The 26,990-nt window shown below is 71.9% G+C and carries 26 protein-coding genes and 1 tRNA gene; 5 read left to right on the top strand and 22 right to left on the bottom strand.

What is annotated here, in order from left to right; all coding sequences use genetic code 11:
* Nucleotides 1–12: 12 nt before the first annotated feature.
* The 6 genes from ACZ432_RS06150 to ACZ432_RS06175 all read right to left on the bottom strand — a co-directional run bounded on the left by ACZ432_RS06150 (nt 13) and on the right by ACZ432_RS06175 (nt 7,062).
* Complete coding sequence (locus ACZ432_RS06150; protein WP_426964615.1) at nt 13–2,586, bottom strand: heavy metal translocating P-type ATPase; 2,574 nt, start codon at nt 2,584–2,586, stop codon at nt 13–15.
* Between the two features lie 99 nt (nt 2,587–2,685).
* On the bottom strand, nt 2,686–3,768 hold the full coding sequence (gene nirK / locus ACZ432_RS06155; protein ID WP_426964616.1) for a copper-containing nitrite reductase: 1,083 nt from the start codon (nt 3,766–3,768) through the stop codon (nt 2,686–2,688).
* A gap of 251 nt (nt 3,769–4,019) precedes the next feature.
* A complete protein-coding gene (locus tag ACZ432_RS06160; protein WP_426964617.1) occupies nt 4,020–4,679 on the bottom strand; it encodes a helix-turn-helix domain-containing protein in 660 nt (219 codons plus the stop codon).
* A 162-nt stretch (nt 4,680–4,841) separates the two neighbouring features.
* Nucleotides 4,842–5,375 (bottom strand): halocyanin domain-containing protein, encoded by a 534-nt coding sequence (locus tag ACZ432_RS06165; RefSeq protein WP_426964618.1) that lies wholly within the window; start codon nt 5,373–5,375, stop codon nt 4,842–4,844.
* A gap of 104 nt (nt 5,376–5,479) precedes the next feature.
* Nucleotides 5,480–6,679: a TIGR04347 family pseudo-SAM/SPASM protein gene (locus ACZ432_RS06170; RefSeq protein ID WP_426964619.1), complete on the bottom strand. Its 1,200-nt coding sequence runs from the start codon at nt 6,677–6,679 to the stop codon at nt 5,480–5,482.
* The gene (locus ACZ432_RS06175; protein WP_426964620.1) at nt 6,676–7,062 is read right to left on the bottom strand and encodes an Htur_1727 family rSAM-partnered candidate RiPP; all 387 of its coding nucleotides are present in this window, start codon (nt 7,060–7,062) and stop codon (nt 6,676–6,678) included. The genes ACZ432_RS06170 and ACZ432_RS06175 overlap by 4 nt, the downstream gene beginning before the upstream one ends.
* A gap of 120 nt (nt 7,063–7,182) precedes the next feature.
* On the opposite strand from ACZ432_RS06175, the gene ACZ432_RS06180 reads away from it, so the two are divergent.
* The gene (locus ACZ432_RS06180) at nt 7,183–8,298 is read left to right on the top strand and encodes a radical SAM protein (protein ID WP_426964621.1); all 1,116 of its coding nucleotides are present in this window, start codon (nt 7,183–7,185) and stop codon (nt 8,296–8,298) included.
* 84 nt (nt 8,299–8,382) lie between these two features.
* Nucleotides 8,383–9,366 carry a nucleoside recognition protein gene (locus ACZ432_RS06185; protein WP_426964622.1) on the top strand — a complete coding sequence of 328 codons (984 nt, stop codon included), beginning with the start codon at nt 8,383–8,385 and terminating at the stop codon, nt 9,364–9,366.
* Nucleotides 9,367–9,624: 258 nt separating this feature from the next.
* Here ACZ432_RS06185 and ACZ432_RS06190 read toward each other — a convergent pair whose 3' ends face one another.
* From ACZ432_RS06190 to ACZ432_RS06230, 9 genes are all read right to left on the bottom strand, one after another.
* Complete coding sequence (locus ACZ432_RS06190; RefSeq protein ID WP_426964623.1) at nt 9,625–11,007, bottom strand: M28 family peptidase; 1,383 nt, start codon at nt 11,005–11,007, stop codon at nt 9,625–9,627.
* Nucleotides 11,008–11,108: 101 nt separating this feature from the next.
* Nucleotides 11,109–11,402, bottom strand: a complete 294-nt coding sequence (locus tag ACZ432_RS06195) for a DUF5808 domain-containing protein (RefSeq protein ID WP_058366340.1) — start codon at nt 11,400–11,402, stop codon at nt 11,109–11,111.
* A gap of 613 nt (nt 11,403–12,015) precedes the next feature.
* Nucleotides 12,016–13,710 carry a bifunctional N(6)-L-threonylcarbamoyladenine synthase/serine/threonine protein kinase gene (locus ACZ432_RS06200; RefSeq protein WP_426964110.1) on the bottom strand — a complete coding sequence of 565 codons (1,695 nt, stop codon included), beginning with the start codon at nt 13,708–13,710 and terminating at the stop codon, nt 12,016–12,018.
* Nucleotides 13,711–13,722: 12 nt separating this feature from the next.
* A complete protein-coding gene (locus tag ACZ432_RS06205) occupies nt 13,723–14,034 on the bottom strand; it encodes a 30S ribosomal protein S24e (RefSeq protein WP_058366342.1) in 312 nt (103 codons plus the stop codon).
* 119 nt (nt 14,035–14,153) lie between these two features.
* The gene (locus ACZ432_RS06210; protein ID WP_426964112.1) at nt 14,154–14,723 is read right to left on the bottom strand and encodes a GTP-dependent dephospho-CoA kinase family protein; all 570 of its coding nucleotides are present in this window, start codon (nt 14,721–14,723) and stop codon (nt 14,154–14,156) included.
* A gap of 13 nt (nt 14,724–14,736) precedes the next feature.
* The gene (spt4, locus tag ACZ432_RS06215) at nt 14,737–14,934 is read right to left on the bottom strand and encodes a transcription elongation factor subunit Spt4 (protein WP_426964113.1); all 198 of its coding nucleotides are present in this window, start codon (nt 14,932–14,934) and stop codon (nt 14,737–14,739) included.
* On the bottom strand, nt 14,934–15,509 hold the full coding sequence (locus ACZ432_RS06220; protein WP_058366345.1) for a DNA-directed RNA polymerase: 576 nt from the start codon (nt 15,507–15,509) through the stop codon (nt 14,934–14,936). The genes spt4 and ACZ432_RS06220 overlap by 1 nt, the downstream gene beginning before the upstream one ends.
* Nucleotides 15,510–15,516: 7 nt before the next feature.
* On the bottom strand, nt 15,517–15,864 hold the full coding sequence (locus ACZ432_RS06225) for a DUF188 domain-containing protein (protein WP_058366412.1): 348 nt from the start codon (nt 15,862–15,864) through the stop codon (nt 15,517–15,519).
* A 135-nt stretch (nt 15,865–15,999) separates the two neighbouring features.
* Nucleotides 16,000–17,226, bottom strand: a complete 1,227-nt coding sequence (locus ACZ432_RS06230; RefSeq protein ID WP_426964114.1) for a translation initiation factor IF-2 subunit gamma — start codon at nt 17,224–17,226, stop codon at nt 16,000–16,002.
* A 190-nt stretch (nt 17,227–17,416) separates the two neighbouring features.
* Between ACZ432_RS06230 and ACZ432_RS06235 the strand changes: the two genes are divergently transcribed.
* Complete coding sequence (locus ACZ432_RS06235) at nt 17,417–17,755, top strand: ferredoxin (protein WP_426964116.1); 339 nt, start codon at nt 17,417–17,419, stop codon at nt 17,753–17,755.
* A gap of 21 nt (nt 17,756–17,776) precedes the next feature.
* On the opposite strand, the gene ACZ432_RS06240 is transcribed toward ACZ432_RS06235, so the two are convergent.
* Nucleotides 17,777–17,947, bottom strand: a complete 171-nt coding sequence (locus ACZ432_RS06240) for a hypothetical protein (RefSeq protein ID WP_426964117.1) — start codon at nt 17,945–17,947, stop codon at nt 17,777–17,779.
* 114 nt (nt 17,948–18,061) lie between these two features.
* Here ACZ432_RS06240 and ACZ432_RS06245 point away from each other — a divergent pair.
* Nucleotides 18,062–18,146: transfer RNA gene (locus tag ACZ432_RS06245), tRNA-Leu, on the top strand.
* A gap of 333 nt (nt 18,147–18,479) precedes the next feature.
* Here the strand turns inward: ACZ432_RS06245 and ACZ432_RS06250 are convergent.
* From ACZ432_RS06250 to ACZ432_RS06275, 6 genes are all read right to left on the bottom strand, one after another.
* Nucleotides 18,480–19,811 (bottom strand): dihydroorotase, encoded by a 1,332-nt coding sequence (locus ACZ432_RS06250; protein WP_426964118.1) that lies wholly within the window; start codon nt 19,809–19,811, stop codon nt 18,480–18,482.
* 79 nt (nt 19,812–19,890) lie between these two features.
* Entirely contained in the window at nt 19,891–21,564 is a 1,674-nt protein-coding gene (locus tag ACZ432_RS06255; RefSeq protein WP_426964119.1) for an ABC1 kinase family protein, read from the bottom strand.
* Between the two features lie 3 nt (nt 21,565–21,567).
* Entirely contained in the window at nt 21,568–21,921 is a 354-nt protein-coding gene (locus tag ACZ432_RS06260; protein ID WP_426964120.1) for an Hsp20/alpha crystallin family protein, read from the bottom strand.
* A 199-nt stretch (nt 21,922–22,120) separates the two neighbouring features.
* Nucleotides 22,121–22,948, bottom strand: a complete 828-nt coding sequence (locus ACZ432_RS06265; protein ID WP_058366349.1) for an MBL fold metallo-hydrolase — start codon at nt 22,946–22,948, stop codon at nt 22,121–22,123.
* A gap of 118 nt (nt 22,949–23,066) precedes the next feature.
* Nucleotides 23,067–24,167, bottom strand: a complete 1,101-nt coding sequence (locus tag ACZ432_RS06270; protein ID WP_426964122.1) for an NAD(P)-dependent oxidoreductase — start codon at nt 24,165–24,167, stop codon at nt 23,067–23,069.
* 85 nt (nt 24,168–24,252) lie between these two features.
* Nucleotides 24,253–25,398 carry a thiolase family protein gene (locus ACZ432_RS06275; protein WP_426964123.1) on the bottom strand — a complete coding sequence of 382 codons (1,146 nt, stop codon included), beginning with the start codon at nt 25,396–25,398 and terminating at the stop codon, nt 24,253–24,255.
* Nucleotides 25,399–25,582: 184 nt separating this feature from the next.
* On the opposite strand from ACZ432_RS06275, the gene ACZ432_RS06280 reads away from it, so the two are divergent.
* Nucleotides 25,583–26,953, top strand: coding sequence for an ATP-binding protein (locus ACZ432_RS06280; protein ID WP_426964124.1), 1,371 nt, complete (start codon nt 25,583–25,585; stop codon nt 26,951–26,953).
* Nucleotides 26,954–26,990 lie beyond the last annotated feature (37 nt).

Below are 26,990 nucleotides of genomic sequence, written 5' to 3' on the forward strand. Positions count from 1 at the left end.
GCCCGGTGCGGGTCACTCCTCCCCCAACACCGACCGTCGCGAGTTCGTCACGACGATCAGGCTGCTGCCGGCCATCGCAACCGCCGCGAACAGCGGGTTCAACAGGCCGAACACGGCCAGCGGGATCGCGACCGCGTTGTAGCCGAGCGCCCAGCAGACGTTCTCGCGGATGCGCCGGCGCGTGCCGCGCGCGAGGTCGAAGACGGTCCGCAGGGAGCCGAGGTCGCCGTCCACGACGGTCACGTCCGCGGCGTCGGCCGCGCGGGCGGTCCCGTCGCCCATCGCGACGCCGAGGTCCGCGGCCGCCAGCGCCGGCGCGTCGTTGGTGCCGTCGCCGACCATCACCGTCGTCCCCTCGGCCGCGAGGCGGCGGACGGTCGCGGCCTTCCCGTCCGGCGGGACGCCCGCGAACACCTCGTCGACGGCCGGGTGCTCGCGGAAGCGGTCGGCGCTCCCGCCCGCGTCGCCGGTGAGCACGCAGACGGTGCGGTCCGCGAACGCCTCGACGGCGTCGGTCCACGCCTCGCGGACGGGGTCCTCGACGACGACCACGCCGCGCGCCGCGCCGTCCCAGCCGACGACGACCGGGAGCGCCCCGCGCTCGTCCGCGGCCGCGACCGTCTCCGCGAGGTCGCCCTCGACCGGGCCGGCCTTCTCGGCCACGAGGTCGGGGGTGCCGACGACGACCCGATTGCCGTCGACCGTCGCCGCGACGCCCTCGCCCGGATGGCGAGTGAAGTCGGTCGCGTCGGGGATCGTCGCGGCCCCGACATCGGCGGCCGCCTCCCCCGCCGAGTCGGCGCCGTCCGCCGCCGCGGCCCCGCCGTCCACCGCGACGCCGGCGGCCGCCTTTTTCTCGCTCCTGGCGGCCGGATTTCTGTCGCCGCTGTCGCGGTCGCCGTCGTTGCCGTCGCCGTCCGCCGCCGCCAGCACCGCGTCCGCGACTGGGTGGTCCGAGAACCGCTCCGCGGCGGCGGCGTAGCGCAGCGTCTCGACCGCGCCGACCACCTCGGCCACGCGCATCTCGCCGGTGGTGAGGGTGCCGGTCTTGTCGAAGACCACCGCGTCCGCCTCCGGCGCGGTCTCGAACACCGTGTCGTCGGTCACGACCACGCCGCGGTCGAGGGCGTCGCGGAGGCCGGCCGACACCGCCAGCGGCGTCGCGAGCCCCATCGCACAGGGACAGGAGACGACGAGGACCGTGAGGCCGGCAAGCAGGGCGGCAGCGACCGTCGCGCCGGTCGCGAGCTGCCAGAGGGCGACGGCGGCCCCCAACACGAGTACGAGCGGGACGAAGACCGTCGCGAGCGCGTCCGCGAGTCGCTGCACGCCGGGCGTCGTGCTCTGGATCTCCCACAGCGCGGCGGCGATGCGGTCGGCCGTGCTCTCGGCGGCCGGTCCGACCCGGACCACGAGCGCGTCGTCGACCGCGACGGCGCCGCCGACCACGCCGTCGCCCGGCCGCTTCGTGACCGGGAGCGACTCGCCGGTGAGCACCGACTCGTCCACGTCCGCGACGCCCTCGGCGACGGTGCCGTCGACCGGCACCCGGTCCCCGGGCCTGACGAGCACCTCGTCGCCCGGCTGCAGGGCCGCGACCGGGACCGGTTCGCGCTCGCCGTCCTCGCCGAGCCGCGTCGCCTCGCTCACGCGGGCCGCCGTGAGCGCGGAGAGCCGCTCGGTCGCGGCCGCGCGGACGCCGGACTCGTAGTAGCGTCCGAGCGTCACGACGAGGACCACGGCGACGCTCACGTCGTAGTAGAGGTGGGTGCTCCCCGCCGCCAGCGCGACGGTACTGTACGCGTACGCCGACAGCGCGGCCACGGAGACGAGGAGGTCCATGTTCGGCCGGCGCGTCCGGAGGCTCACCCACGCGCCGCGGAGCACCGGCGCGCCGGTGTAGCCGACGACGACCGCGGTCGCCAGCGCGATGAAGACGAGCGGGAGGTACTGTCCCACTGCGGTCGTCGTGTCCACCTCGAGGACGCCGGTCTCGACGCCGACGTAGCTCGGGTACAGCGAGAAGAGGTACCACGGCATCACCAGCACCGCGAAGAACCCGCCGACGACGAGCCGCTGCACCGTCTCGTCGCGCCGGTTCCGGCGGGCGGCGCCGCCGCCCGATTCCGCGTCCGGTCCGGCCGGTCCCGTGCCCGCGTCGGCGTCCGCCGGACGGACGGCGTAGCCGTATCCCGAGAGCGCGCCCGGCAGGTCCGCCTCGTCGATCCGGTCGGGGTCGTAGGTGACGCGGGCGGTCTCCGTGCCGTAGTTGGCCTCGACCGCGTGGACGCCGGCGGTCTCCTCGCCCCGCAAGGAGAGGAACGCCTCGCAGGTCGCACAGTGCATCCCCTCGACCGAGAGGAATGCCCTCGCGGCGTCGTCGGGACCGTCGGGGGCGCGCTGCGAGGCGGACGCCGCTTCGTCGGCGCTCGGCCGGCCGGCGACGGCGTCGCGGTCCGCGCGGTCGGGGTCGTCGAGCGCGCGGGCGACCTCCAGACAGCCGCGGCAGCAGAAGGCGCCGTCCACGTCAGCGGCCGTCAGCGGGCTCCCGTCGGTCGGCAGCCCGCAGAGGCGACAGGTTCCCATCGGGAGACGCTTCGGGCCGGGTCCCCGAGGCGGTGTCTGCGAACGTGTTCGGGCGGCGGCCGCGCCGCCGGGGCTGTCCCGCTCGGGAGGCCGACCGCGTCACGGGTCCGGGTCGTAGATCTCGGGGCGTTCCTCCCCTTGCACCTCGAGGACGCCGAGCAGCCCCTTGCGGACCACGCGGGTCAGCGAGTGGTCGACAATCTTGATCGGGCCGGGGACCGGCGTCTCGATCTCCGCGGCGGCCACGGTGCCGGGCTCGACCGGCGTCGTCTCCACGAACCGGCCGGGGTCCGAGACGAGGTCGCCGTCGCGGTAGAGCTTGTCCCAGACGTTGCCGATGGCGTGCCACGAACTGCTGAGGTTCGGCCCGCCGTTGGAGAGGTAGATCCGGACCCGATCGCCCTGCTCGACCGGGATCCGGCCGTAGCCGTCCTCGGTGAACGCGTACGCCTCGCCGTTGAACGCCATGTAGGTCGGCTCCTCGTTCTTGGCGGCCTCCGTGCTCCACTCGTGGTGACCCTCCTCGCCGGCCTCGCCGTTCGTGTAGATCTCGTGTTGGCCGAAGTAGAGTTCGCGGTCGACCTCCGGGAGCCCCTCCTTCGGTTCGACGAGGATGGCGCCGAACATGCCCGCGCTGATGTGGTGGTCCATGTTCGGCACCGCGCAGTGGTAGATGTGGACGCCGGGGTAGGTGGCCTTGAACTGGATGGTCGCCTCCTCGCCCGGCCCGATGGTCGTCGCGTCAGCGCCCCCGCCCGGGCCGTACACCGCGTGGAAGTCGATGTTGTGCGGGAGGTTGCTGTCCTCGGGGCTCCGCAGCGTGAGGTTCACGGTGTCCCCGCGGCGGACGCGGACCATCGGCCCGGGCACCTGCCCGTCGAAGGTCATGTAGTCGAAGGTGACGCCGGGTTCGATCTCGGCGGTCACCTCCTTCGTCTCCAGCGTCACGTCGTGCGTGCGCGGCGAGTTCCAGTCCACCGGGTCGGGGACGTCCGTCGGGTCCGCCGCGATCCGGTCCACGTCGACCGACGCTGTCGAGTCGAGCGAGTCCGTCGCCTCGGTCGCCGGCGTCGCCGCCGCGGCGTCCGCGCCGTCCTCGGTACAGCCGGCGAGCGCCGCCACCGCGCCGATACCCGCCGCTTTCAGGAACGAGCGCCGTCTGCTGTAGGGATGTCGCGTCATTGGGTCTCCCTCCGGTTGGTAGTTGCCGGAGTTACCCCGTATAACTGCACAAATATTCCCAATTCGCGGGTAGATACCTGAACATCTGCGGCGTGCAATACTTAAAGGGCGTTCGGATTCCTCGAAGCGTGTCGGAACATGTTCGACGGGGGCGCGGCCGAAGCCTCGGCGCTGCTCGCGGCCGCGCGGTCGGAAGAAGAGAGCGGGGCACGGCGCCGGGAAAAGCGCGCGTCGGGAAGCCCCGAGCCGCCTCACTGCGCCGCAGCGTCGGCGTCGACCTGCGGCGGGAGGTCCTCCACGAACTGCTTGACGACGACCTCCTCGGCGCGGTGGAGCGTCTCGCTGCAGGTGGACTTCGCGAGGTCCACGCGGTCGGCCAGCTCGGTGAGCGAGCAGGTGCGCGGCGTGTCGTAGTAGCCTTCCTCGACCGCGCGGAGGAGCAGGTCCTGTTGGGTCTCGGTCAGCAGCTGGCTCGCCTGCAGTCGCTCCTGGATGTACTTGACGCGGAAGTTCAGCCCGAGCTCGTCGAACTGCCGGCCCAACTCGGAGAGCCGGTCGTGGGCGCCGGTGACGTCGATGGTCGCGTCGCCGTTCTCGATCTCGACGGGCATCTCGATCGGGATGCCGGACCGCTTGGCCGCGATGAGCAGCATCGGCGCCGAGGTCTCGAACTGCACCGTCACCTCGTGGTCGGCCCGGCCCATCACCGACATGTCGGTGACCGAAGGGTGCGACTCCATCGCGTCGAGGACGGCGTCGACGTCCGGGGCGGTTATCCACACGAGCGCGAACCCCGGCCCATCGCCCGGGAGCGCGGCGATCACCTGAAACGTCGCCGCCGGGAACTCGCGGGAGACGTCCGCCACCCACGGGCCGTCCGGCAGGTCGACGACGAGGCGTGCTTGTGTCATAGGTCGTGTCCTTGTGTGTCCCGGGTTGTCGGTGGGATGTGCCGGCCCGTCGGCGCGTCGCGCCGACCGCGAACGGCGGCGCGTCGCTCCGACGGGAGCCGTGATCGGTTCGGGCCGCGGGCGCGGGCGCGGAGTGCGGGCCCGACCGCCGCGGCGCGAGCGCTACTCCACGTGAACGGCGCCCTTCATCCCCACGCTCTCGTGGGGGGTACAGACGTACCGGAAGGTGCCGCTCTCCTCGAACGTGTGTTCGAAGGTGTGGCCCTCCTCGTCGGTCAGCTCGGACTCGAAGGCGCCGTCCTCCTCGGTGACGTTGTGCTGTCCGCCCTGCCCGGTCCACTCCCAGACGACGGTGGTGCCGGTCGAGACGGCGACCGCCGGCGGGGCGAACTTGAGGCCGTCGGCGGCGCCGACCTGGACGGTGACCTCGTCCGCGTCGGTGCGGTCGAGCGTCGCCTCGTAGTTGTCCACGTCGTCGAACCAGCCGCCGTAGTCCGGTTCCTCGGAGAGGTACTCGCCGCCGCCGTCGCCACCGCTATCCCCGCCGCCGTTACCCCCGTCGCTACCGCCGCTTCCGCCATCCCCGCCGCCGCTCCCGCTATCGCCACCGCCGGAACAGCCGGCCAGAAGCGTCGCGGTCGCGGCGCCGGCCGTCACCTGTACGAAGCGTCGTCGGTCGAGGTCGTGCGTGGTCATCGTCGGACAGGTAGGCGTTCGAGGGCGACTGAAAAGGGGGCGGCGGCGGTTCCTACGGCGCGATACCGTCCGCCGAACACGTTCGGTCGCCGCACTTATACCCGTCAGAGCGGCACCGCCTCGCCGCCGCGGACCTCACCCTCGGTCAGGTAACACTGCGGGTCGGGCGCGAACAGGTCCCCGTGGACGGTGAGCGCGCGCAGGCGCGAGCCGCCGCGACAGAGCGAGCGGTACTGGCAGTCGGCGCACCTGCCGGTCAACCGCTCCTCGCGGTTCCGGAGCGCGCCGAGCAGGGGGTTCGCGTCGTCGCTCCAGAGCTCCCCGAAGGGTCGTTCGCGGACGTTCCCGAGGCTGTACCCCTGCCAGAACTGCGTGAGGTGGACGTTACCGACGGGGTCGACGTCCGCGACGCGCTCGCCGGCGGGGTCGCCGCCGTTGCGCTCGAGATACGTCCGGATCCGCTCGGCGTGGTCGCGCCCCAACTCGCGGTCGGCGTACTCGATCAGGTAGCCCGCGTCCGCGTAGTTGCCGACCAGCAGGGTCTCGATCTCCTCGCCCGCGTCGTGGTACTCGCGGGTGAGGTCACAGAGCCGGCGGACCGCGTCGCGCTTCGCCGCGGGGGACAGGTCGGCGTCGACGATCCCCTTCCCGCGACCGCCGTAGTCGAGATGATAAAAACAGAAGCGGTCGACGCCGACGTCGACCAGCAGGTCGATAACGCCCCCCAGGTCGGCCGCGTTGCGCTCGGTGATCGTGTAGCGCAGTCCCGTCTTGAGCCCGGCGTCCAGACACGCCTCGATGCCGCGGACGGCGGCGTCGAAGGCCCCCTCCTTCCCGCGGAAGGCGTCGTTGCGCTCCGGCAGCCCGTCGACCGAGACGCCGGCGTACCGCAGGCCGGCGTCCTTCAGCGCGCGGGCTTTCTCCTCGGTGATCAGGGTGCCGTTGGTCGAGAGGACCGGACGGATCCCCGCGGCGCTCGCGTGCGCGACGAGTTCCGGGAGGTCGTCGCGGACGAGCGGCTCCCCGCCGGAGAAGAGGACGACCGGGACGCCGAAGTCGGCGAGTTGGTCCAGAAGCGCCTTCCCCTCGGCCGTGGAGAGCTCGCCGGGGATCGTCTCGGTGTCCGCGGAGGCGTAGCAGTGGGAACAGTAGAGGTTACACTGCTTGGTCGTGTTCCAGACGACGACCGGCCGGTGCTGTTTCCGCTCGGTGATCTGGTCGGCCGCGGACTCGTCGGCGGCGTCGTAGCGCAGGCCGTCGCTCTCGGCATCGAGCCCGCACAGGAGCTTGCTGATCGAGATCACGCGCCGTCACCTACCCCCGGGGTCCCCTCGGTCTCCTCGTAGACGCGCGGCTCCGGCGGCGCGCGGTCGGCGGCGGCGTCTCCGCCCGCCGCGTCCCCGGCACTCCGAGCGTCGTCGCCGTCGCCGTCGGCCCCCTCCGCGCCCTCCGCCAGCGAGTAGGTGGAGTACCGGTGGGTCTCGTCGCTCGGGCAGACCCACACGTCGCGGGCGTACCACGCGAACAGCTTCCCCGCCTCCTCGTGGGCGGTGTCGGGGTCCGGCGCGGCGATGGTGCCGACGTGTTCGAGCGGCTCCGCGGCCGCCTCGCGGACGAACACCTCCCAGCGTCGCTCCGTCGTCGCCCGAGGCGCCGCCTCCTCCGTCCGCGTCGCTTTCTCGACCATGGTGGGCGATTCGTCGCCCCCGAATAAATCCGGTTGCGGGCAGTTTCAGCCCGTGGTAATCCGGGCGAAGGTGTTCGGTCGAGGACCGAAGGGGCCGGCGCCCCGACCTCCCGACGACCGATGTTCGACGACCTCGACACCGACCGCCGGCCCCTGGTGCTGATCTGGGAGGTGACACAGGCCTGCGAGCTCGCCTGTCGCCACTGTCGGGCGGACGCGCAGCCGGCGCGCCATCCCGACGAGCTGACCACCGCGAAGGGGAAGCGGCTCCTCGCGGACGCCGCCGACTTCGGGGACGGGCAGCTGGTCGTGCTCTCCGGCGGCGACCCGCTCGCGCGCGAGGACCTGTTCGAGCTGATCCGCTACGGCGACGAGCAGGGCCTCCGGATGACGATCACGCCGAGCGGGACGCGGTCGCTGACGCCCGAACGCGTCCGCGACCTCGCCGACGCCGGGGTGCGGCGGATGGCGCTCAGCCTCGACGGCGCGAGCGCGACGACCCACGACGCGTTCCGCGGCGAGGAGAGCTTCGAGGACACCCTCGACGCCGCGGCCGCCGCCCGGGAGGCCGGCCTCCCGCTGCAGGTGAACACGACCGTCTGCGCGGACACGGTTGGGGAGCTCCCGGCCGTGCGCGACCGCGTGCGCGAGCTCGGCGCCGTGCTCTGGAGCGTCTTCTTCCTCGTTCCCGTCGGTCGCGGCCGCGTCCTCGACCCCATCGCACCGGACCGGGCGGAGGCGGTCATGGAGTGGCTCCAGGAGGTCGCCGCCGAGGAGCGGTTCGGCGTGAAGACGACCGAGGCGCCGTTCTACCGCCGGGTCGGGCTCCAGTCGGAGGGCGACGCCGGCGGCGCCCGGCGCCGCGGGGGGATCACCGCCGGCCGCGGGTTCGCGTTCGTGAGCCACACCGGCGAGGTGTACCCCTCGGGCTTCCTGCCGGAGTCCGCGGGCAACGTCCGCGAGCGCTCGGTCGTGGACGTCTACCGGAACGCGGACCTGTTCGAGGCGCTCCGCGACCCGGACGAGTTGACGGGCAAGTGCGGTGCCTGCGAGTTCCGGCAGGTCTGTGGCGGGAGCCGGTCGCGCGCGTACGCCGAGACGGGCGACCCGCTGGCGAGCGACCCGCTCTGCCCGTACGTCCCGGAGGACTATGAGGGAGACCTGCCCGCGCGACAGGCGGAGGCGGGCGGGAAAAGCGGCGCCGGAACCGACGAGCTCGTCGACCCGGCGGACTGAGGCAGGGCCGTTCCCCTCCGTCCCTCCGTTTCCGCCCGCCGGCACACCGATGCGCCTTTGCTCGGCAGGGTCCAACGCCGGGTCGTGCAATCGGCGGCCACGGAACTGCTCGGTCTGCTCGCCGAGGTGGCGCCCCGGCTGGCGCGGGTGACGCTGTTCATCGCGGTCGGGGTGACCGCCGCCAACGTCGCGGTCGCGTTCGGGCTGGTGCGCTACGTCGCCGGGTTGTCGGGGCTGTTGACCCGGCCCGCGAACCTCCCCGACGAGGTCGGAACGGCCATCCTCACCACCGCCGCGTCGACGACCGCCGGCTACGCGACGCTGGCGGAGTACCGCGAGGCGGGGCTGCTGGACGACCGCGCGACGCTGGTGGCGGTGACCATCAACACGTTCTTCGGCTTCGTCCAGCACGTCTTCACCTACTACGTCCCGGTGTTGATCCCCATCCTCGGCTGGTACACCGGCGTCCTGTACGTCTCCGCGCGGGCGGGCGTGGCGCTGGCGATAACGGTCTCCGGGGTACTCGCCGGCGGCGTCCTGCTCTCGGAGCGCAACGTCGACCGATCCGCGCTCGCCGACGTCGAGGCCGGCGGCCCGGACGCCGACGACCGCACGTCCCGCGAGCGCGTCCGCGACGCGCTCTCGAAGTCGGCGAGCACGCTCGGGCGGATCGTGCCGCGGCTCGCGGTCGTCTACACGCTCGTCGTCGCCCTGATCACCTACGTCGACGTGGAGGCGCTGACCGCGGTCGCGGAGCCGTTGACCGCCGCGGTCGGCCTGCCCGGTGCCGCGGTGGCCGTCGTCGCCATCTACTCGCTCGACACCACGGCGGGCGCGGTCGCCATCGCGCCGCTGATCGGCGGGACGTTCACGCCGGCGCAGGCGGTCGCCACCATGCTGCTCGGCGGCATCGTCTCCTTCGCGGTGTCGACGTTCAAGCGGTCGATACCCTTCCAGTTCGGCATCTGGGGGCCGGAGTTCGGGGCGAAGGTCGTCGCGGTCAACACCGCGCTGAAGGTGCTGTTCATCGGGATCGCCGTGGCGCTGCTTTTGGCGTCCGGCGTCTGAACCCGGCGTGACGGTGTCGTGAGCGGCCGAGGCGGATCGGGGTCGACGCCGTCCTCTACGCGCGATATCGCACCCCCTCCCCCGCACGCGTTGCTCGCGCTCACCGACCCCACCGCTCCCTACAGCATCGCCCCGCACAGCACCGCTCCCTACAGCATCGCCCCGCACAGCACCGCTCCCTACAGCATCGCCCCGCACAGCACCGCTCCCTACAGCATCGCCCCGCACAGCACCGCTCCCTACAGCATCGCCCCGCGTTCAGTAGGGCCAGCGGCCGCCGGTTTTCAGCTCCGTTACGTACCCCTCGTCGATGGATTCGCGGATCGCAGCACGGGACTTGTGGGGGACAGAGGTGCCGGCGTCCGCGAACCGAACCGTCGCCTCGGCGACCTGGATCGCCACCTCCGCGAGGTCGCGGCGGTCGAGCTTATCGAGCGTGTCGGCGTGGGTGTGGCCCCACCCGCGACCGGACTGCTCGGAAGTCGTCGACGCCATCACCGCGGGGATCCCCTCCTGTGCGAACGCCCACTGGTCGCCGTGCGGCGAGATGGTCGACCCCGTCGACAGCGGCGCGCCGAGGTCGTCGGTCACGGCCTCGAAGACGCGCCGCATCGGCTCGAACTCGTTGTAGCTCACGCGCAGGTTCCGGGAGTTGCAGGCGCCGTCGAGGTTGACGACGCACTTGATCTCCTCGTGTGGCGTCGTCTCGGCTGCGTGGTAGGCACCCCACAGCCCGATCTCCTCGGCCCCGAAGGTGATCAGCCGGACGCGCGTGTCCAGGTCGTCCTCGACGGTCGCCAGCAGTCGACCGACCTCCGCGACGAGGGCGGAGCCGGCGCCGTTGTCGTTGGCGCCGTCGGAGATGTCGTGCGCGTCGACGTGCGCGGTGAGGAGGACCGCCTCGTCGGTGTCCGGTCCCACGTCCGCGACCGCGTTCACCGAAGTCGTCGGCTCGTTGCGGCAGTCGACCGCGATGGAGACGGTCGGGCGGTCGGTGGCTCCCTCGCTTTCCCCCTCCACATCCTCGGCGAGCCGGGCCAACCGCTCGCCGACCTCCTTCGAGACGCCGACCGCGGGGATCGGGCCAGGACGGTTGTGGTAGCCGATCTCGCCGGTCGGCGGGAGCGCACCCTCCAAGTGATTCCGGAAGACGAACCCGACCGCGCCGCGCTCGGCCGCGTTGACGTACTTCTCCATCCGGTGGATCCACCGGTCCGCCTCGTCGGGCGTCCGCGAGGACGCCATCGCTATCGCTCCGTCGAGGTCCTCGGCGACCGCCTCGAACTCCTCGACGGTGCCGGTCCCCACGTCCACCAGCGGCGCCTCGACCTCGCCCGCGGGCGTGCCGGGGAGCGCGATGACCGCGTGGCTCCCCTCGTGGGTACGCTCGACCGGGTCCGGTCCCGGTCCGGTGACGGCGAGCGAGGAGTCGCCGCGCCACCAGCCGGGGATCTCGAACTCCTCGAGCCCGGCGTTGCGGAGGCCGGCGGCCTCGTACGCCTCGACGACGCGCTCGGCGCCGCGGCGCTCGCCCGCCTGTCCGGCCATGCGGTTGCCGATGTCCGCCAGGTCGGTCAACAGGTCCCACCCGAAGTCGCTGGTCCGCGCGTCGCCGACGACGCGGTCCGGAAGCTCGGTCATGCGCGCACCCACGGCGGTTCCACAAAAGGACGTTCGGGTTCCGGCCGGGGAGGCTGGTTCCCCGGCGTGATTCTCGATCAGACGGGGGCGAAGAAGCCGGATCAGTCGTCGACGATCACTTCGACGGGGCCGTCGTCGCCGTCGGCCTCCTCGTCGGGGCTCGCGGCGTCGGCGGCCGCGCTCTGCTTGCCCTGCCAGTAGAGCCCGAGCGCGACCGCGACGACGACCCACGAGCGCGGGTTCGCGAGGTTCAGGGTGTAGCCGACGCCGAACGGCTTCTCGACGAACATCCCCTTGCCGGGCTGCCAGTACGACGAGAGCAGGCGGCCGAGGCTCGGCCGCTCGAAGTTGTACGGGATACCGAAGAGTTCGCCGGAGGACGGTTTGTCGCTCATACCTCACGTCTCGGGCGCGGGGGATAAATCGTTTCGGCCGACGCTCGCGATGCGGTCGTGGTGCGTTTGCGATGCGGTCGTGGTGCGTTTGCGATGCGGTCGTGGTGCGTTTGCGATGCGGTCGTGGTGCGGTTGTGGTGCGGTCGTGGTGCGGTTGTGGTGCGGTCACGGTACCGTGCTGTCGGCGCGCGCCGCGGCGACCGCGAAGCGTGTCGCCGCGACCGCGCGAGGGAGGTGGCGGCGCGGCCGCATTGCGGTGCGGTTCGCGGCCGCGCCGCCACCGAGGCTGGGGAGGCGTGAGGCTGCGGTGCGGTCGCGGTGCTGTGCGGTTGCGGTGGGTGGGACTGAAAGGGGCAGCCGACTCGATCCGGCCCCGGCGCCTCAAGCACCGCAGCGAGCGGTGCGGGGAGCGAGGAGCGCAGAGCGTGCCGCGGCCGGTCGAGCCGGCTGGGGCTTTCGAGGTGGTGCTGTCCCGATCAGCAGGATCAGTAGCAGACACAGAAAACGCGTCGTAGGGAGAGCCGGCTGGAGCTTTCTGGATGTTGCTGACCCAAGCAGCAGGATCTGCAGCAGATCCATAGTAGCCAGAACCGGTCGAGTCACCCCGAGCCGCTCACCGATATCGGCCGCGGCCCTCGACCGTCCGCAGTCGCTCCAGCACGGCCGCGTCGCCGACGCTGGCGTACCCCTCCTCGACCGCGTCGACCAGCGCCTCGGGCGCGGTCGCGGTCCCGTAGACGGAGCCCTCGAAGACGTGGAGGTCCATGGCGTGGTCCTCGACGTGACCCGAGTGGTAGCCGAGGCCGAAGTCGATCAGGTACGCGCGCTCGTCGTCCACGCGGACGTTCCGGGTCGTCGGGTCGCCGTGGACCAGCCCCGCCTGGTGGAGCCGCGCGAGGTGCTCGCCGACCTCGCGGGCGCGTTCCGGCGAGAGCCCAGCCGCCAGGTCCGCGTCGCCGACGTGCTGGAGCGTCAGCGTCGCGTTCGGGAGGTCCACGTCGTGGACCAGCGGGGTCGGGACGCCGACGCGGCGCGCCTCGCTGGTGAGCCGCGCCTCCGCGGTCGTGCGCTCGCGTCTGAGCGTCGCGTCCAGCTCCGGGTGCCGGTACGCCTTCGCGACGCGCCGCTTCACCACGCGGTCCGTCTCGACGAGTTCGACGACCGCCTCCGCACCGCGATTGGCGGGGGCGCCGCTCGCGGACGCGTCGCTCGCGGAGTCGGTCCAGCCGGCTGCGCCGGGCGATACGTCCGAGGTCGGGGCCGTACCCGTCCCCGGCTTCGCGGCGGTCGTCGGCGTCCGCGCGACCGCCTCGTCGCTTCGCCACGTCACCGGCACCTCGTCGGGCCGGAAGTCGGGATCGACCGCGGAGTCGGGGACCGCGAGCGTGTCGCCGGCCGCGGCCATCTTCGCGCCCAGCACCGCGATCATGCCGGCGTTGTCGCGCAGGAACCGCGGCTCGGGCGCGTGGAAGTCGGCGCCGCGCTCGCGGCACATCGTCGCCAGCATCTCCCGCAGGCGGTCGTTCTGCCCGACGCCGCCGCCGAGCACCAGCTCGTCGGCGCCCGTCAGCGAGAGCGCGCGCTCGGCGACCTCCGTCAGCATCGCGAAGACGTGCTCCTGGAGCGAGAAGCAGACTGCCTCCACGGCCTCGCCGTCGTCGTAGGCGGCCTTCGCCGCGGACATGATCCCCGAGAAGGAGAAGTCCATTCCCTTGACGACGTACGGGAGGTCGAGCAGGTCGTCGGGGTCGGCCTCCGCGGCCGCGGCCTCGACCTTCGGCCCGCCGGGATGGCTCCAGCCGGCGTGGCGCGTGAACTTGTCGATGGCGTTGCCGACGCCGGTGTCCATCGTCTCGCCGAGCACGCGGTAGCGCCCGTCGTGGAAGCCCAGCAGGTGCGCGTTCGCGCCCGAGGCGTTCAGACACACCGGGCTCTCGAAGCCCGACTGGTGGCGCCCGATCTCCAGGTGCGCGACCATGTGGTTGACGCCGACCAGCGGCACGTCGAGCGTCCCCGCGAGCGCCCGCGCGGCGGTCCCGACGGTCCTGAGACAGGGGCCGAGGCCGGGACCGCGGGAGAAGGCGACCGCGTCGACGCTGTCGGGGCCGTACTCCGCCTCGGCGTAGTCGAGCGCCTCGTCGACGACCTCGGGGATCGCGTCGGCCATGTGCTCGGCCGCCTCGCGCGGATGAATGCCGCCGCTCTCGGGTTCGTAGGCGTCGGAGAAAATCGCGGTCTCGTCAGCGTCGGCGTCGTGGACGGCCGCGCTCGCGCACCACGCGGTGCCCTCGATGCCGAGAACGATCATGCGGCTGGCCGATCAAGCCTCTTCGGCTTCCGCGTCCGCGTCCTCGGCGCCGATCTTGTTGCGTTCGAGCATGTGCTCCTGCTCGACCTCGGTCGCGAACTCGGCGCTGTCGTACACCTTCGCGTAGCCGACCGTCTTGCGCATGCCGAACTTCGTGTCGAGCTCGTGGACGACGACCTCGTCCGAGCCCTTGTCGAGCGTGGCCGCCAGCGAGTCGCGGACGGAGAGGCGAGAGGGCGTGGCCTCCTCGTGAACGATCTCGAATCGAACGTCCGTACGGTGCAGCATCGGGTTCTCCTCCTCGGAAATGATGTCGACGTCCATAGTCAGTTACCACTACGTCCCTTCGAAAGCAGTAAAAGGATTTCGAAGCGGCCCCCTCGCGGCCGGACGCGCGTCAAGCGCGGCGGTCGCGGGGCCGGGACCTCGCCGGCTCCTGCCGGTCACGCGTCCGCGACGCCCAGCGCCGCGAGCGCGCCGTCGACGTCGCCGTCCAGCGCGCGGAACAGCGCCCGGGCGTCGTCCACCTGCTCCGGCGTCACCTCGACGCGGACCATCCCCTCGCCCGGCTGACCGTAGACCACGCTCGACCCGATCGGGGCCGCGACGATGGCGGGCAGCGCCGCCAGGTCCTCCTCGCCGATCACCTCGATGAGGGTCCGTTCCGGCGCCAGGAGGGCCTTCCCGAGCGCCTCCAGCAGCTTCAGCGAGAGCTCGCCCGCGGGGTTCTCGACGACGACCCGCCGCTCGCCCGCGCCGTCCAGCGCCTCGCGGATCTCGGCGGCCACCTCTTCCCGTTCGGTCTTACCGTCCACGAGCGCCACGTCCGGCTCGCGGCCGGCGTTCCTGAGGTGGTAGGTGACCACGTCGCCCACGGCGATCAGCGGGGCGTCGGGCGCGGCGTGGGCCTCGCGGGCGGCGTCGGCGTCCGCGATCAGCCGCTCGGCGTCGGCGTACACCGGACCGAGCGGCTCCTTGAACGCGTCCCGGAGGTCCCGCGGTAGCGAGAGCATCGGCGCGGGTCGGTCAGCGGACCTTCAGCGCGTACGACCCGGGCTCGGAGACGTTCATCTCCGTGGCGATCTCCGACTCCTCGGGATGGTTGATGATGACGTAGCCGGCCCAGTCCTCGGTCAGCGAGGAGGAGCCGCACAGATCACACGTCTGCGAGTCGGGGTCGTTGACGTAGTGGCACTCCCGGCAGGCGATGCGGTCCTCCGCCATCAGTCGGCCTCCTCACCCGTCTGCTCGCGGTGACGGCGCTCCGACTCCAGCCACTCGTGTTTCCCGAGACCGGGCTGTTTGGCCGTCAGCCCGATCTTCGAGTCCCGCGGGTTGCGCTCGTCGATGCTCTTGGTGACGACGCGCACGCGGACGGCGTCGTCCACGCCGAGCACCTTGTCGGAGTCCGAGGAGGCGAGCTGCTGGTTCGCCCCGTCGAACGTGAGGTACTCGTCGGTGATCTGCGAGACGTGGAGCAGTCCGTCGACCGGACCGATGCCGACGAAGGCGCCGAACTCGACGGTCTCGACGACCGTCCCGTCGACGACCTCCTGCATGTCCGGGTCGAAGGTGAGCGCGTCGAACTCCACCTCGTAGTAGACGCCCGGGCGGTTGGGCAGCACCGCCCCCTCGCCGACGTCGTGTACGTCGATGACGCTCACGACGCTCCCGACGTCCTCGTCCATTCGTCCTTCCAGTTTGTCCTGGAGGAGTGCCTTCACCCGGTCGTCGGTGACGTCCGCCAAATGCTTTGGCGGCACCTCCACCGTGTCCTTGAGTCGAACTCGCTTGTACATGCGTGGGCTATGGTTCCGTTATCGCCAGTGTGTTCCGACCCCTTAAACCGATTACTGGTACGTCCCGCGCCAGCACTCGGTCCTGCAGGGGGCCGTCGTTCGTCACGACGTAGTCGACCCGGCCGGCCGCGGCCAGTTCGACGAGCGCGTCGTCCGCGTACGATGCCTCGGTCTCGATCCGCTCGCCGCGCCGCGCCAGGTCCGCCCCGACGCTCGCGGCCTTCGCCTCCTCGCCGGCCCCCTCGCGGAGCCGGTCCAGCTCGGCCAGCACCGCCACGGGCACGACGACCGCGTAGACCCCGAGGAGCCGGTCGAGCTCCTCGAACGGCCGGACGTTCGCCTCCACCGGCGCCATCAGGGCGCTGGTGTCGAGCGCGACGGTCGGGGCGGCCTCCGGCTCCGCCTCGGCCTCGACCGCGTCGGCGTCCTGCTCCGACGCCCCGCCGTCTGCGTCCGTGTCGTCGTGGTCCGGGTCGGCGCTCGCCACGGCCTACTTCAGCGTCCCAACGCCGATGAGCCGCCACCGCGCGCCGACGCGGCGGTTGATCGCGATCTGTGCGCCCTCGGCCGCACAGACCGGACGCTTCAGGTTCACCTCGCACTCGCCGCCGCGCGCGCTCGTGACGGCGCCGACGGTCGTCGCGGTGCCGACGGTGAGCATCAGCGGCTCGCCGGTGGAGATCTCCTCGACCTCCCCCTCGCCGACGATGCGGTCGAGCAGGTCGACGTCCATCTCGAACGCCTCGCGCGTCGGCGGCAGCGTGCCGGGTTCGCCGGCGACCTGCCCCGCCAGCGCGTCGCCCTTCGTCAGGCTGGGGTCGAGCCCCGTGCCGACGCCGAGCAGTCCGCCGGGCGAGGCGGTCTCGACCTGCTCGTTGCCGGACTGTAGCGAGCGGACGCTCGTCTCCAGCGGCTCCCAGCGGGTCTCGCCGCCCTCCTCGACCTCGCGGCCGGGGCGGAGCTGTAAGTCGTCGCCGACGTCCAGCGTCCCCTCGACGAGCGAGCCACCGACGACGCCGCCCTCCAGTTCGTCGAACGTCGCGCCCGGACGGTTGATGTCGAACGAGCGCGCCACGAACATCCGGGAGTCGGCGTCCGGGTCGCGGTCGGGGGTCGGGATCTCCGTCTCGATGGCGTCGATGAGCAGGTCGAGGTTGACCTCCTGCTGGGCCGACACCGGGACGATGGGCGCGCCCTCCGCGACGGTCCCCTCGACGAACTCCTGGATCTGCTCGTAGTTCTCGACCGCCCGGTCGCGGTCGACCAGGTCGACCTTGTTCTGGGCGATGACGATGTTGTCGATGCCGATGATGTCGAGCGCCATCAGGTGCTCCTCGGTCTGCGCCTGCGGCACGTCCTCGGTGGCGCTCACGACGAGCACGGCGCCGTCCATGATCGACGCGCCCGACAGCATCGTCGCCATCAGCGTCTCGTGGCCCGGCGCGTCCACGAACGAGACGGTGCGGACGACCTCGCTCTCGGAGCCGTCCTCGCACTCCTCCTCGACGGTGTAACACTCGGGCTCGTCGACGCCGGGACAGCGACGGAACGTCGCGTCCGCGTAGCCCAGCCTGATGGAGATTCCGCGCTTCATCTCCTCCGAGTGCTGGTCGGTCCACGAGCCGGACAACGCCTGTACGAGCGTCGTCTTCCCGTGGTCGACGTGACCGACGAGTCCGATGTTCACCTCCGGTTGTGTGTTAGGTTGTGTCACCATAGACCTCCTGTGAGAGTAATCTTGCGTGAATTTCGCCCCGTGCGAGTGATAAAGTTGCTGTTATCGGTGCGGTCGCGGCTTGCGGATCCGCCGCGTGGTTCGACGGTCGCAGCGACCGCGGGCGGCCTGCCCCTCGCGCTCCCGGACGGCGACCGACAGACGAAAGACGACCGCACACGACGATCCGACCATGAGCGAGGAGCGCGAGCCGGTGAAGCCGAGCGACCTCGGCGGCGAGGGGCCGCCGGTCGAGGAGAAGCCCTACAAGATCGTCTTCGAGGCGAACAAGTGCTTCGGGGCGGGGCGCTGTGCCGAGGCGTCGGACAACTGGGAGCTGGACCTGGACACGGGGCTCGCGCGGCCGAAGTCCTACTACGTCGGCGAGGACGAACTGGCCGAGAACGTCCGCGCCGCGGAGCTGTGCCCCGCGAAGAAGGACCAGGGGATCATCCACGTCGTCGACCGCCGCACCGACGAGGAGATCGCGCCGGACCCCCACGGCGACGGGACGCTCTCGGTCGACTGGTAGGGCGTCGGCGCCGGCGTCCGATCAGGCGCCGCCGTCCGCGTCCCCGACCGAGAGCAGCGCGGCGCCCGCGGCCACCGCCGCGAGGCCGGCCGCGAGCAGCGCCGTCTCTCCGGTCAGCCCACCACCGACCACCAGCGCGCCGCCGAGCGCGACAAGCAGCCAGACGACCGACCCGCCGTCCGTCGCGTTCATAAAGAGCCCCTCGCGGCCGCCCCGTAAATCGGTGGCGGAGCGAGGGACGGCCAGGCGGACGGTCTCCGCCGCACCGAAAGCGGTTTCCCCGCGCCCGCGGATGGTTCAGAACGCGCGGGGGTGGCCGAGCCTGGCCAAAGGCGGCGGGCTTAAGACCCGCTCTCGAAGGAGTTCGAGGGTTCGAATCCCTTCCCCTGCATTCTCCGACCGTTCGTGGCTGAGGCGGTGAGCCTGCACTCACGGCGGGAGTTCTGCGGGATCCGCGAAAAGTGTTCGTACGGCGACGGCTGCGGTGCCGTGGCGATGCCTGGTGGCGCAGTCGCGCGACCGCGGCCGGGCGAGGTCGGGGAGGCGCGAGGCTGCTGTGCGGTCGCGGGGCGGTGAGTGGGGCTTTCTGGATGGCGCTGTCCCCAGCGGCAGGGTCGACAGTAGTGACAGAACCCTCGTGGGGAAGCCGGCAGAACGCGATCCGCGGGATCTGCGACGGACCGAACGACGACGGGCCGAACGGCGACGGCCCCGGACGCGGGCCTTACGTGTCGCGGACGTTCCGCCCCTCCGGCGCGCCGAACGACTCGGAGCCGGTCACCGGGTCGCGCTCGTAGACGACCGCGCCGCGGCGGACGGTGAGCTCCGGGAAGACGCCGCGCCAGCCCTCGAAGGGCGTCCACTCGGCCTTCGAGTGGAGCGCACCCGCCTCGATCTCGCGGCTGGTGGCCAGGTCCACCAGCACGAAGTCGGCGTCGCGGCCCGCCTCGATCCGGCCCTTGCGGTCGAGTCCGAAGATCGCGGCCGGGTTCGCGGCGGTCACGTCGCGGACGCGCTCCAGCGGCAGGTCGCCCTGGCGAACGGACGCCAGCAGGAGCGGGAGCATCGTCTCGACGCCGGGGACGCCGCTCGGCGCCGCCGCGAGCCCCTGCTCCTTCTCCGCGACCGTGTGGGGCGCGTGGTCGGTCGCGACCACGTCGACGGTGCCGTCGCGCAGGCGCTCGAAGACGGCCCGCCGGCGCTCCGTGGCGCGGAGCGGCGGGTTCATCCGGCCGTAGGTCCCGAGCCGGCCGGCGTCCTCCCGCGAGAGGAACAGGTGGTGCGGCGTCACCTCGCAGGTGACCGGGGCGCCGTCCGCGGCCGCCTCGGCGACGGCGTCGATCCCCTCCGGCGTGGAGGTGTGGGCGACGTGGATCCGGCCGCCGGCGTCCAGCCCCGCCTCGATCGCGCGCTCGACGGCGACCGCCTCCGCGGTGGCCGTGCGGTAGGCGGACCAGCGGTCGGCGTCCGCCGCGCGGCCGATCCCGCCGAGGTCGCCGTCCATCGCCTCGTCGTCGAACAGCGTCGCGTCCTCCGCGTGGACCGTCACGGGCACGTCGCGCTCCGCGGCGGCCGCGACGGCCTCCGCGAACAGGTCGGCGTCGATCCCCATCTCGCCGGTCGAGTCCGCGAGGAACACCTCACCGAGCGCGAGGAGGGGGGCGTCGAACAGCGCGTCGGGGTCCCACTCCGCGGTGACGCCGCCGTTGATCCCGTAATCGACTAGCGCGTTCCCGTCGGCGAGCGCCGCCTTCTCGGCGAAGGCGTCGCCGTCGACCGTGGGCGGCGAGGTGTTCGGCTGGTCGACCACGGTGGTGACGCCGCCCGCGGCCGCCGCTTGCGAGCCGGTGGTCCACGTCTCCTTGTGGGAGCCGCCGGGCTCGCGGAAGTGGACGTGGACGTCGACCGCGCCCGGGAGCATCGTGCGCCCGCGGGCGTCGACGACGCGCTCGCCGGGTTCGGGTTCGAGCCCCGACTCGACCGCGGCGAACGCGCCCTCGCGGACCCGCACGTCGCGCACGCGTCCGTCCGCCAACTCGGCGCCGGTGATGAGCATACGCGAGGGTCGGCGGGAGGCCTCATAACGAACGGGGTTCGGGCGCGGTGCGGTCGGCGGAGCAGTCGCCGCAGTCGCCTCAGTCGTCGCGGCGCTGCCGCATGCTCTGTCTGGTGAACTGCGGCTTCGCGCGGATCCCCCGCCGCTTGCGGAACGAGCGGTAGAGCGCGACCGCCAGCGGCGCCGACAGCGCGAGCACCACCAGCGCGAGCCGCCACGCCTCCGCGAACGAGTAGAGGATAGTCGCCGAGAGCACCCCCACGGCCAGCAGGACGGAGTAGGCGATCCGCATCGCCAGCTTGTCGAGGACCTTCGTCTCGTCCTCCAGCGTCACGTTCACCGAGAGGTCGCCGCGGTTGACGGTGTCGAGGGTGTCGTCGAGCTTCGGCGGGACGGTGAACAGCGCGCGCGTCGTCTCTTGGATCTGATCGCCGGCGTCCTCGGCGAGTTCGCGGGCCGTCTCCTCGTAGTAGCCCTGCTCGCGCAGGTAGTCGGTCGCGGTCTCGATGAAGTCGAAGTCGGGGTCGAGCGTGACGCAGACCCCCTCCACGACCGTCGCGACGCGCAACACGAGCGCGAGGTTCCGCGGGAGCCGCAGCGGGAACTCGTAGATGGTCGACTCCACCTGTTCGATGATCTGGTTGACGCGGTACTGCTCGATGTCCTCGCCGCGGGCGTCCGCGATGGCCAGCTCCAGCACCTCGCCCATCACCTGCCGGTCGGCCTCCGGCGAGAGCGTCCCCAGCTCGATCAGTGTGTCGAGGATCGCGTCGGTGTCCTTGCTCGCCACGGCGACGTAGAAGTCGACGATCTTCGACTGGACGAAGGGGTCGACGGTGTCCGACATGCCGAAGTCGTAGAAGACGATCGCGCCCGACTCGTCGACCGCGAGGTTGCCGGGGTGCGGGTCGGCGTGGAAGACGCCCTCCTCGACGATCATCCCCAGGTACGCGCGCTGGAGCGCCTCCGCGAGGACGGTCGGGTCGTGGCCGTCCTCTCGGAGCTGTTCGACCCGGTTGATCTTCGTCCCGGGGACGTACTCCATCGTCAGCACGCGCGGGCCCGACGCGCCGGGGTACGACGACGGGATCCGGATCCGGTCGTCGTCCGCGAAGTCCTCGCCGATCTCCTCGAGCATGCGGCGCTCGCGGCGGTAGTCCATCTCCTCGCGGATCGTCTCCGCGAACTCGTCCGCGAGGTTCTCCAGCGAGAACGCGCGGCCGCCGCCGAGGAACCGCTTCAGGAGGGGGAGCCCCCACCGGATCGCGCGCAGGTCCGCCTCCACGAGCGGCTCGATCCCCGGCCGGCGGACCTTCACCGCGACCTCGTCGCCCTCGTAGGTCGCGCGGTACACCTGCCCCAGGCTGGCGCCGCTGATCGGGTCGTCGTCGAAGTCGTCGAACGTCTCCGCGACCGGACCGAGCTCCTCCTCCAGCACCGTCTCCGCCTCCGAGAACGGTGCCGGCGGCACGTCGTCCTGCAGTTCCTCCAGTACCTCGATGTACGCGGGCGGGAGGATGTCCGGCCGCGTCGACAGCAGCTGGCCGAGCTTGATGAACGTGGGGCCGAGCGTCAACAGGATGTCCAGGAGCACCGCGGCGCGCTCCTTCTGCGTCTCCTCGTCGACGGTCCGGCTCCCGCCGAACAGCAGGAACCGCTTGCGGTCCCGCCAGTAGGCGGCGATCAGCGGCGAGAACCGTCGGACGACGACGAGGAAGCGCCAGTAGGCGCGAAGGTTGACCAGCGTGACCACCCGTCAGTCGTCGACCGGGATCTGCCGGCGCTCGCCGTCCGTGCGCTTGGGGAGCGTCACCTCGACGACCCCGCGGTCCATGGCGGCGTCCGCCTCCTCACCGACCGCGTCCGGCGGAAGCGGCAGCTCCGTGTCCAGGAACAGCGGTCGGTCCTCGCGCACGTAGCGGAACGCCTCCGGGGTCCGCTTCTCGCGGCGGGCCTCGATCACGAGGCGGCCGCCCTCGGCGACCACGTCGGTCGTCTCGCTCGTCGCGCCGGGCAGGTCGAGGACCACGAGATACGCGTCGTCGGACTCCAGCAGGTCCGCGAACACGGCTTCCGGAAGGTCCCGAAGCGCGTCGCGTAAAGCAGACATACCCGCACTTGGGGTGGCGCGTCGAAAAAGGGTGGGGTCGACACGCGGAGCGCTACGGAGCCGCTTCTGTCTCGGTCGCCGATCCCGGTCTTGGAACGGCACCACCCAGAAAGCCCCACCCACCGCCCCGCGACCACGCGGCAGCGCGCGATAAACGGGCAAACGTCCCTCACCAAGCGGGCCGGTTTCTCGACCGGGGTCAGAGGTCGTGCGTCTCGCCGTCGACCGCGAGCGGCTCCGCGAACGCCTCGTCGGCCGGGTAGAAGTGGGCGAGGTGGACGAGCCGCGTCTCGTCGGCGTTCAGGTCCTCGCCGAGCGCGAGCGCGCCCTCCCGCGTCATGTGCTTCGTGCCGAACGTCCGGGGGACGCCGTCGGGGCCCTCGTGGCGCCCGCCGAGCGGGTGGTGATCGCACAGCGACGCCGGGACGATGGCGTCCGCCAGCAGGAGGTCGGGGTCCGCGAGCGCCTCGCGGGACGCGTCGGGAACGTCGTAGCTCGTGTCGCCCGACAGCGAGAGCTTCGCCCCCGTCTCGGGGTCCTCGATCGCGAGCCCGTAACAGCGCAGCGGCGGGTGGTCGACGGGGACGAAGGTGAGCTCGAGCCCGCACGCCTCGAACGGTTCGAGGGGGGGCCGCGCGTGGACGCCGATGCGGTCCTCCAGGTAGTCGTACTTCCGACGGATCGTCTCCGCGACGCTCTCGTCGGTCGCGGGGTCGGTCTCGTCAGGGGCGTGGACCGGGAGCCCGTCGAAGACGCGGTAGACGTTCCCCAGCCCGTCGAGGTGGTCGAAGTGGATGTGGGTGACGACGCCCGCGTCCGGCAGCGGCACGTCGTTGTCGAGGAACTGCCCCCGGAAGTCCGGACTGAAGTCGACCAGCAGCGACTTCCCCGCGCGTTCGTTCTCGACGTGAACGGAGAACCGGGAGCGGGAGACGCCGCGCTCGCGGGCGGCGACACAGGTGTCGCAGTCGCACCCGACCGTGGGCGTCCCCGTCGTGTCGCCCGTGCCGAGGAGCGTGACCCGCATACGCTGGGTCCGAGGACGCGCTGGCTCTTAGTGTCGGGGGTCGCGGCGACCGGGAGTCGCGGCGACTGCGGGTCGTGGCGATCGCGGGCCGAGACCGGATCGCCGGCGACCCGCCCGACTAGACCACGCGGTTCGCGTACCCCTCGCCGCGCGTCTGCCGCCGGAGGCTCTCGGCGACGATGGCGCCCACGCGCTCCCCGTACTCCCGGTGCGCGGCCGCGGCGTGGGGCGTGACGATCACCTCCTCGCGGTCCCACAGCGGGGACGACTCGGGGAGCGGCTCCTCCGCGAACACGTCGAGCGCGGCGCCGCGGATGCCGGATCCGGCGTCCGCCGCGTCACCCGCCCCGGCGTCGTCGGCGTTCTCCTTCCCGGCGCCGTCCCCCCGTTCCAGCGCCGCGACCAGTGCCTCCTGGTCGACCACGCCGCCGCGAGCGACGTTGATCAGGTACGCGTCCGACCGCATCGCCGCGAACTCGGCGGCGCCGATCAGCCCCTCCGTCGCGGGCGTCAGCGGCACCGCGAGCGCGACGAACCGCGCGTCCGCGACCGCCTCGTGGAGTCGGTCGCTCGGGTACACCTCGTTCACCCCCTCCACGGGCGTCGGCGTGCGCTTGACGCCGACCACGTCCATCCCGAGCGCGTCCGCGCGGGCGACGATGCCGCGGCCGAGCCCCCCGAGGCCGACGACGCAGATCCGCTCGCCGCGCAGCGAGAACGGTTCGTCGTGGGCGGGCCACGACCACTCCCGCTCGCGCTGCCGGTCGCGGTAGACGTGGAGCCGGCGCGCGAACGCCAGCATGTAGCCCGCCACCGTGTCGCCGACCGAGTCGCCGTGGATGCCGTTCGAGTTCGTGAGCGCGACCCCCTCGCGCTCGAAGCGGTCGAAGGGGAACCGGTCGACCCCCGACTGCACCGAGTGGACCCACTCCAGGTCCGTCTCGAGGAACGCCGCGTCGTACGCGAACGTCACCAGCGCGTCGCAGTCGGCGAGCGAGAGCGACGGCGGGGCGTCGTCGGCACCGTCCCCCGTCTCGTCGCCGTTCTCGCCCGTCGCGTCGGTGGAGCCGCCGCCGTACGCGCCCTCCTTCGAATCGGGGACGACCCCGACCGTCACGTCGAGGCCGTCGGCGGCCGCCGCGTCCGCGAGGTACTCACACAGCGTCGCGGGCGGGAACACCGCGTCGACCGAACCGTGTACGCCGAGCGTGTCGACCATACCCACGCTGGGACGACGACCGACATAAAAGAAACCGTGGCGGCGACCGCGGCCCGTCGTCCACGCTGACCCGCGCTCGCGTGACCTACCGCAGGAACTCGATCGCCGCGCCCTGCCCGAAGCCGACGCAGAGCGTGGCGAGCCCGCGCTCCGCGTCGCGCTTCTCCATCTCGTGGAGGAGCGTGACCGGGAGGCGCGCGCCGGAGGCGCCCAGGGGGTGCCCGATGGCGATAGCGCCGCCGTTGACGTTGTAGATCTCCTCGTCGACGCCGAGTTCGCGGCGGGCGTACTCGCACTGGGAGGCGAACGCCTCGTTCAGTTCGACGAGGTCGTAGTCGTCGATCGTCGTGCCCGCGCGGTCCAGCAGGCCGCGGGTGGCCGGAACCGGGCCGATCCCCATGACGGTCGGGTCGACGCCGGCGACGTTGTTGGTGCCGACCTCGGCGAGCACGTCGAGGCCGTGGTCCTCGGCGAACGCCTTGCTCGTCACGAGCGTCCCCGCCGCGCCGTCGGAGATCTGCGAGGAGTTGCCCGCGGTGACCGTGCCGTCGCCGGTGAACGCCGGCGAGAGCGACGCGAGCGTCTCCGCGTCGGTGTCCGGGCGGATGCCCTCGTCCTCGGTGACGGTCCCCGCCTCGGTCTCGACCGGGACGATCTCGTCGTCGAACCGCCCCTCCTCGGTGGCCGCGGCCGCGCGCTGATGGCTCCGGGCGGCGTACTCGTCCTGCGCCTCGCGGCTCACGTCGTACTCCTCGGCGACCTTCTCGGCGGTCATCCCCATCTGCAGTTGGAAGACGTTGTACCGGTCCTGCAGGTCCGGGTGGAGGTGCTGGTAGGAGTCGCCGTCCATCGGCACGCGGGACATGTTCTCGACGCCGCCCGCGACGATGCAGTCGCGGTTCCCCGCAGCGACCGCGTCCGCCGCGGAGATGATCGCCTGCATCGAGGAGGCACACCAGCGGTTGATCGAGGCGGCGGGGACGTTCTCGCCCAGTCGGTCGGACAGGAGGGCGATGACCCGCGCGACGTTGTTGTCCTGCTCGGTGCGCTGCTGGGCGACGCCCCACATGAGGTCGTCGACGTCGTCGCCGTTCAGGCCGGCCTCCTCGAGGATCGTGTCGATGACGGCGATCGAGAGGTCCTCGCTGCGCACGTCCGCGTAGACGCCGCCCTCCTTCCCCTGCGGGGTTCGCCGCGCTGCCGCGATGACCGGTGTGGTCTCGTCGCTCATGGGTCCGACGACGTTCGTCACGGTCTTAAACCCGCGTGGAACCCTCGAAAATCCTCTCGAAGTTTGTCGTTTATTCAGCGCCGCGAGGGACGGCGCCCGCACGCGACGGTCGCGCGTGCGTCAGCCTGTCGGGGCGCACCCCGGTTCGACGCCCTTAAGCGGCCACCGCACCTACTCTTTCCGGATGAGTGACCCGGCCCTCGACGTGGTCGAGTTCGTCTTGACGACGCACTTCTACACGGAGAACCGCGACCTCGACGAGAACGATCTGCCCCCGCGCTTCCGCCAGGTGTTCTGGAGCGACGGCGCGGACGACGAGCGACCCGGCGGCGTCGAGCGGCCGCTGACGGCGACCAGCGAGAGCACCCGCACCGCGACCGGCGTCGAGCGGCCGTGGGAGGCCGTCTCCGACCAGCTGTTCACCCAGCGCACGGAGTTCTCCGGCGAGATCTCGCTGACCCAACCCGAGATGGCGCTGGAGTGGTACGCCGACCGCGCCGGCGAGGAGCGGATCGCCAGCAACCCGACGCTTGCGGCCGCGCTCGCCGACCACCCGGACCTGACGCCGCCCGTCTCCCGCGAGGACGCCCGCGGCAACATCCGACCCATTCAGGCCGACCGCGTCTGGATCGACGCGCTGCTCGACGAGTACTTCGACGAGGACGAGGACGCGGAGATGCTCGACCTCGTCAACGTCCGCGCCCCCGAGGAGATCGAGACCACCCTCGACGACCTCGTGCTCACGGGCGATCAGGAGGGCGAGATCCAGAAGATCGTCAAGGCGATCGAGCACCGCGAGTACCTCGCGAGCATCGGCCTCCGCGAGATCGGGAAGCTCCTGTTCGTCGGCCCGCCGGGAACCGGCAAGACCACCGTTTCGCGCGCGCTCGCCCACGAACTCGGGCTCCCGTTCGTCGAGGTGAAGCTCTCGATGATCACCAGCCAGTACCTCGGCGAGACGGCCAAGAACGTCGAGAAGACCTTCGAGGTGGCCAAGCGGCTCTCGCCGTGTATCCTCTTCATCGACGAGTTCGACTCCGTCGCGAAGACGCGCCGCTCCGACGAACACGCCGCGTTGAAGCGCGCGGTTAACACCCTTCTCAAATCGATCGACGACATCTCGCTCGTCCGCGACGAGGTGCTCCTGATCGGCGCGACGAACCACCCCGACCAGCTCGACGCGGCCGCGTGGCGCCGCTTCGACGAGATCGTCAACTTCCCCAAGCCGGACCAGGGCATGCGCGCGGACATCCTCCGCGTGGTCACCCGCGAGATGGACATCGCGGACTTCGCACCGGAGGAGGTCGCGGACGTGACCGAGGGACTCACCGGCTCCGACCTCCGGATGGTGCTGCGCGAGGCCGTCCTCGGCGCGCTCACGGAGGACCGCCGCACCATCACGCAGGAGGACGTGATGGCGGCCGTCCGCGACTTCGAGGAGCGGGACAACCTCAAGAACATGGACATGATCGAGGGCGAGGGCGCCGAGCTGACCGGCGCCGCCTCCGACGGCGGACACTCCCACGACGACGAGGGACACGACCACGACCACTGACGGCCGAGAGGCGTGTGGGCCCCCGCGACGGGGGACG

The sequence above is a fragment of the Haloparvum alkalitolerans genome (assembly GCF_055381565.1).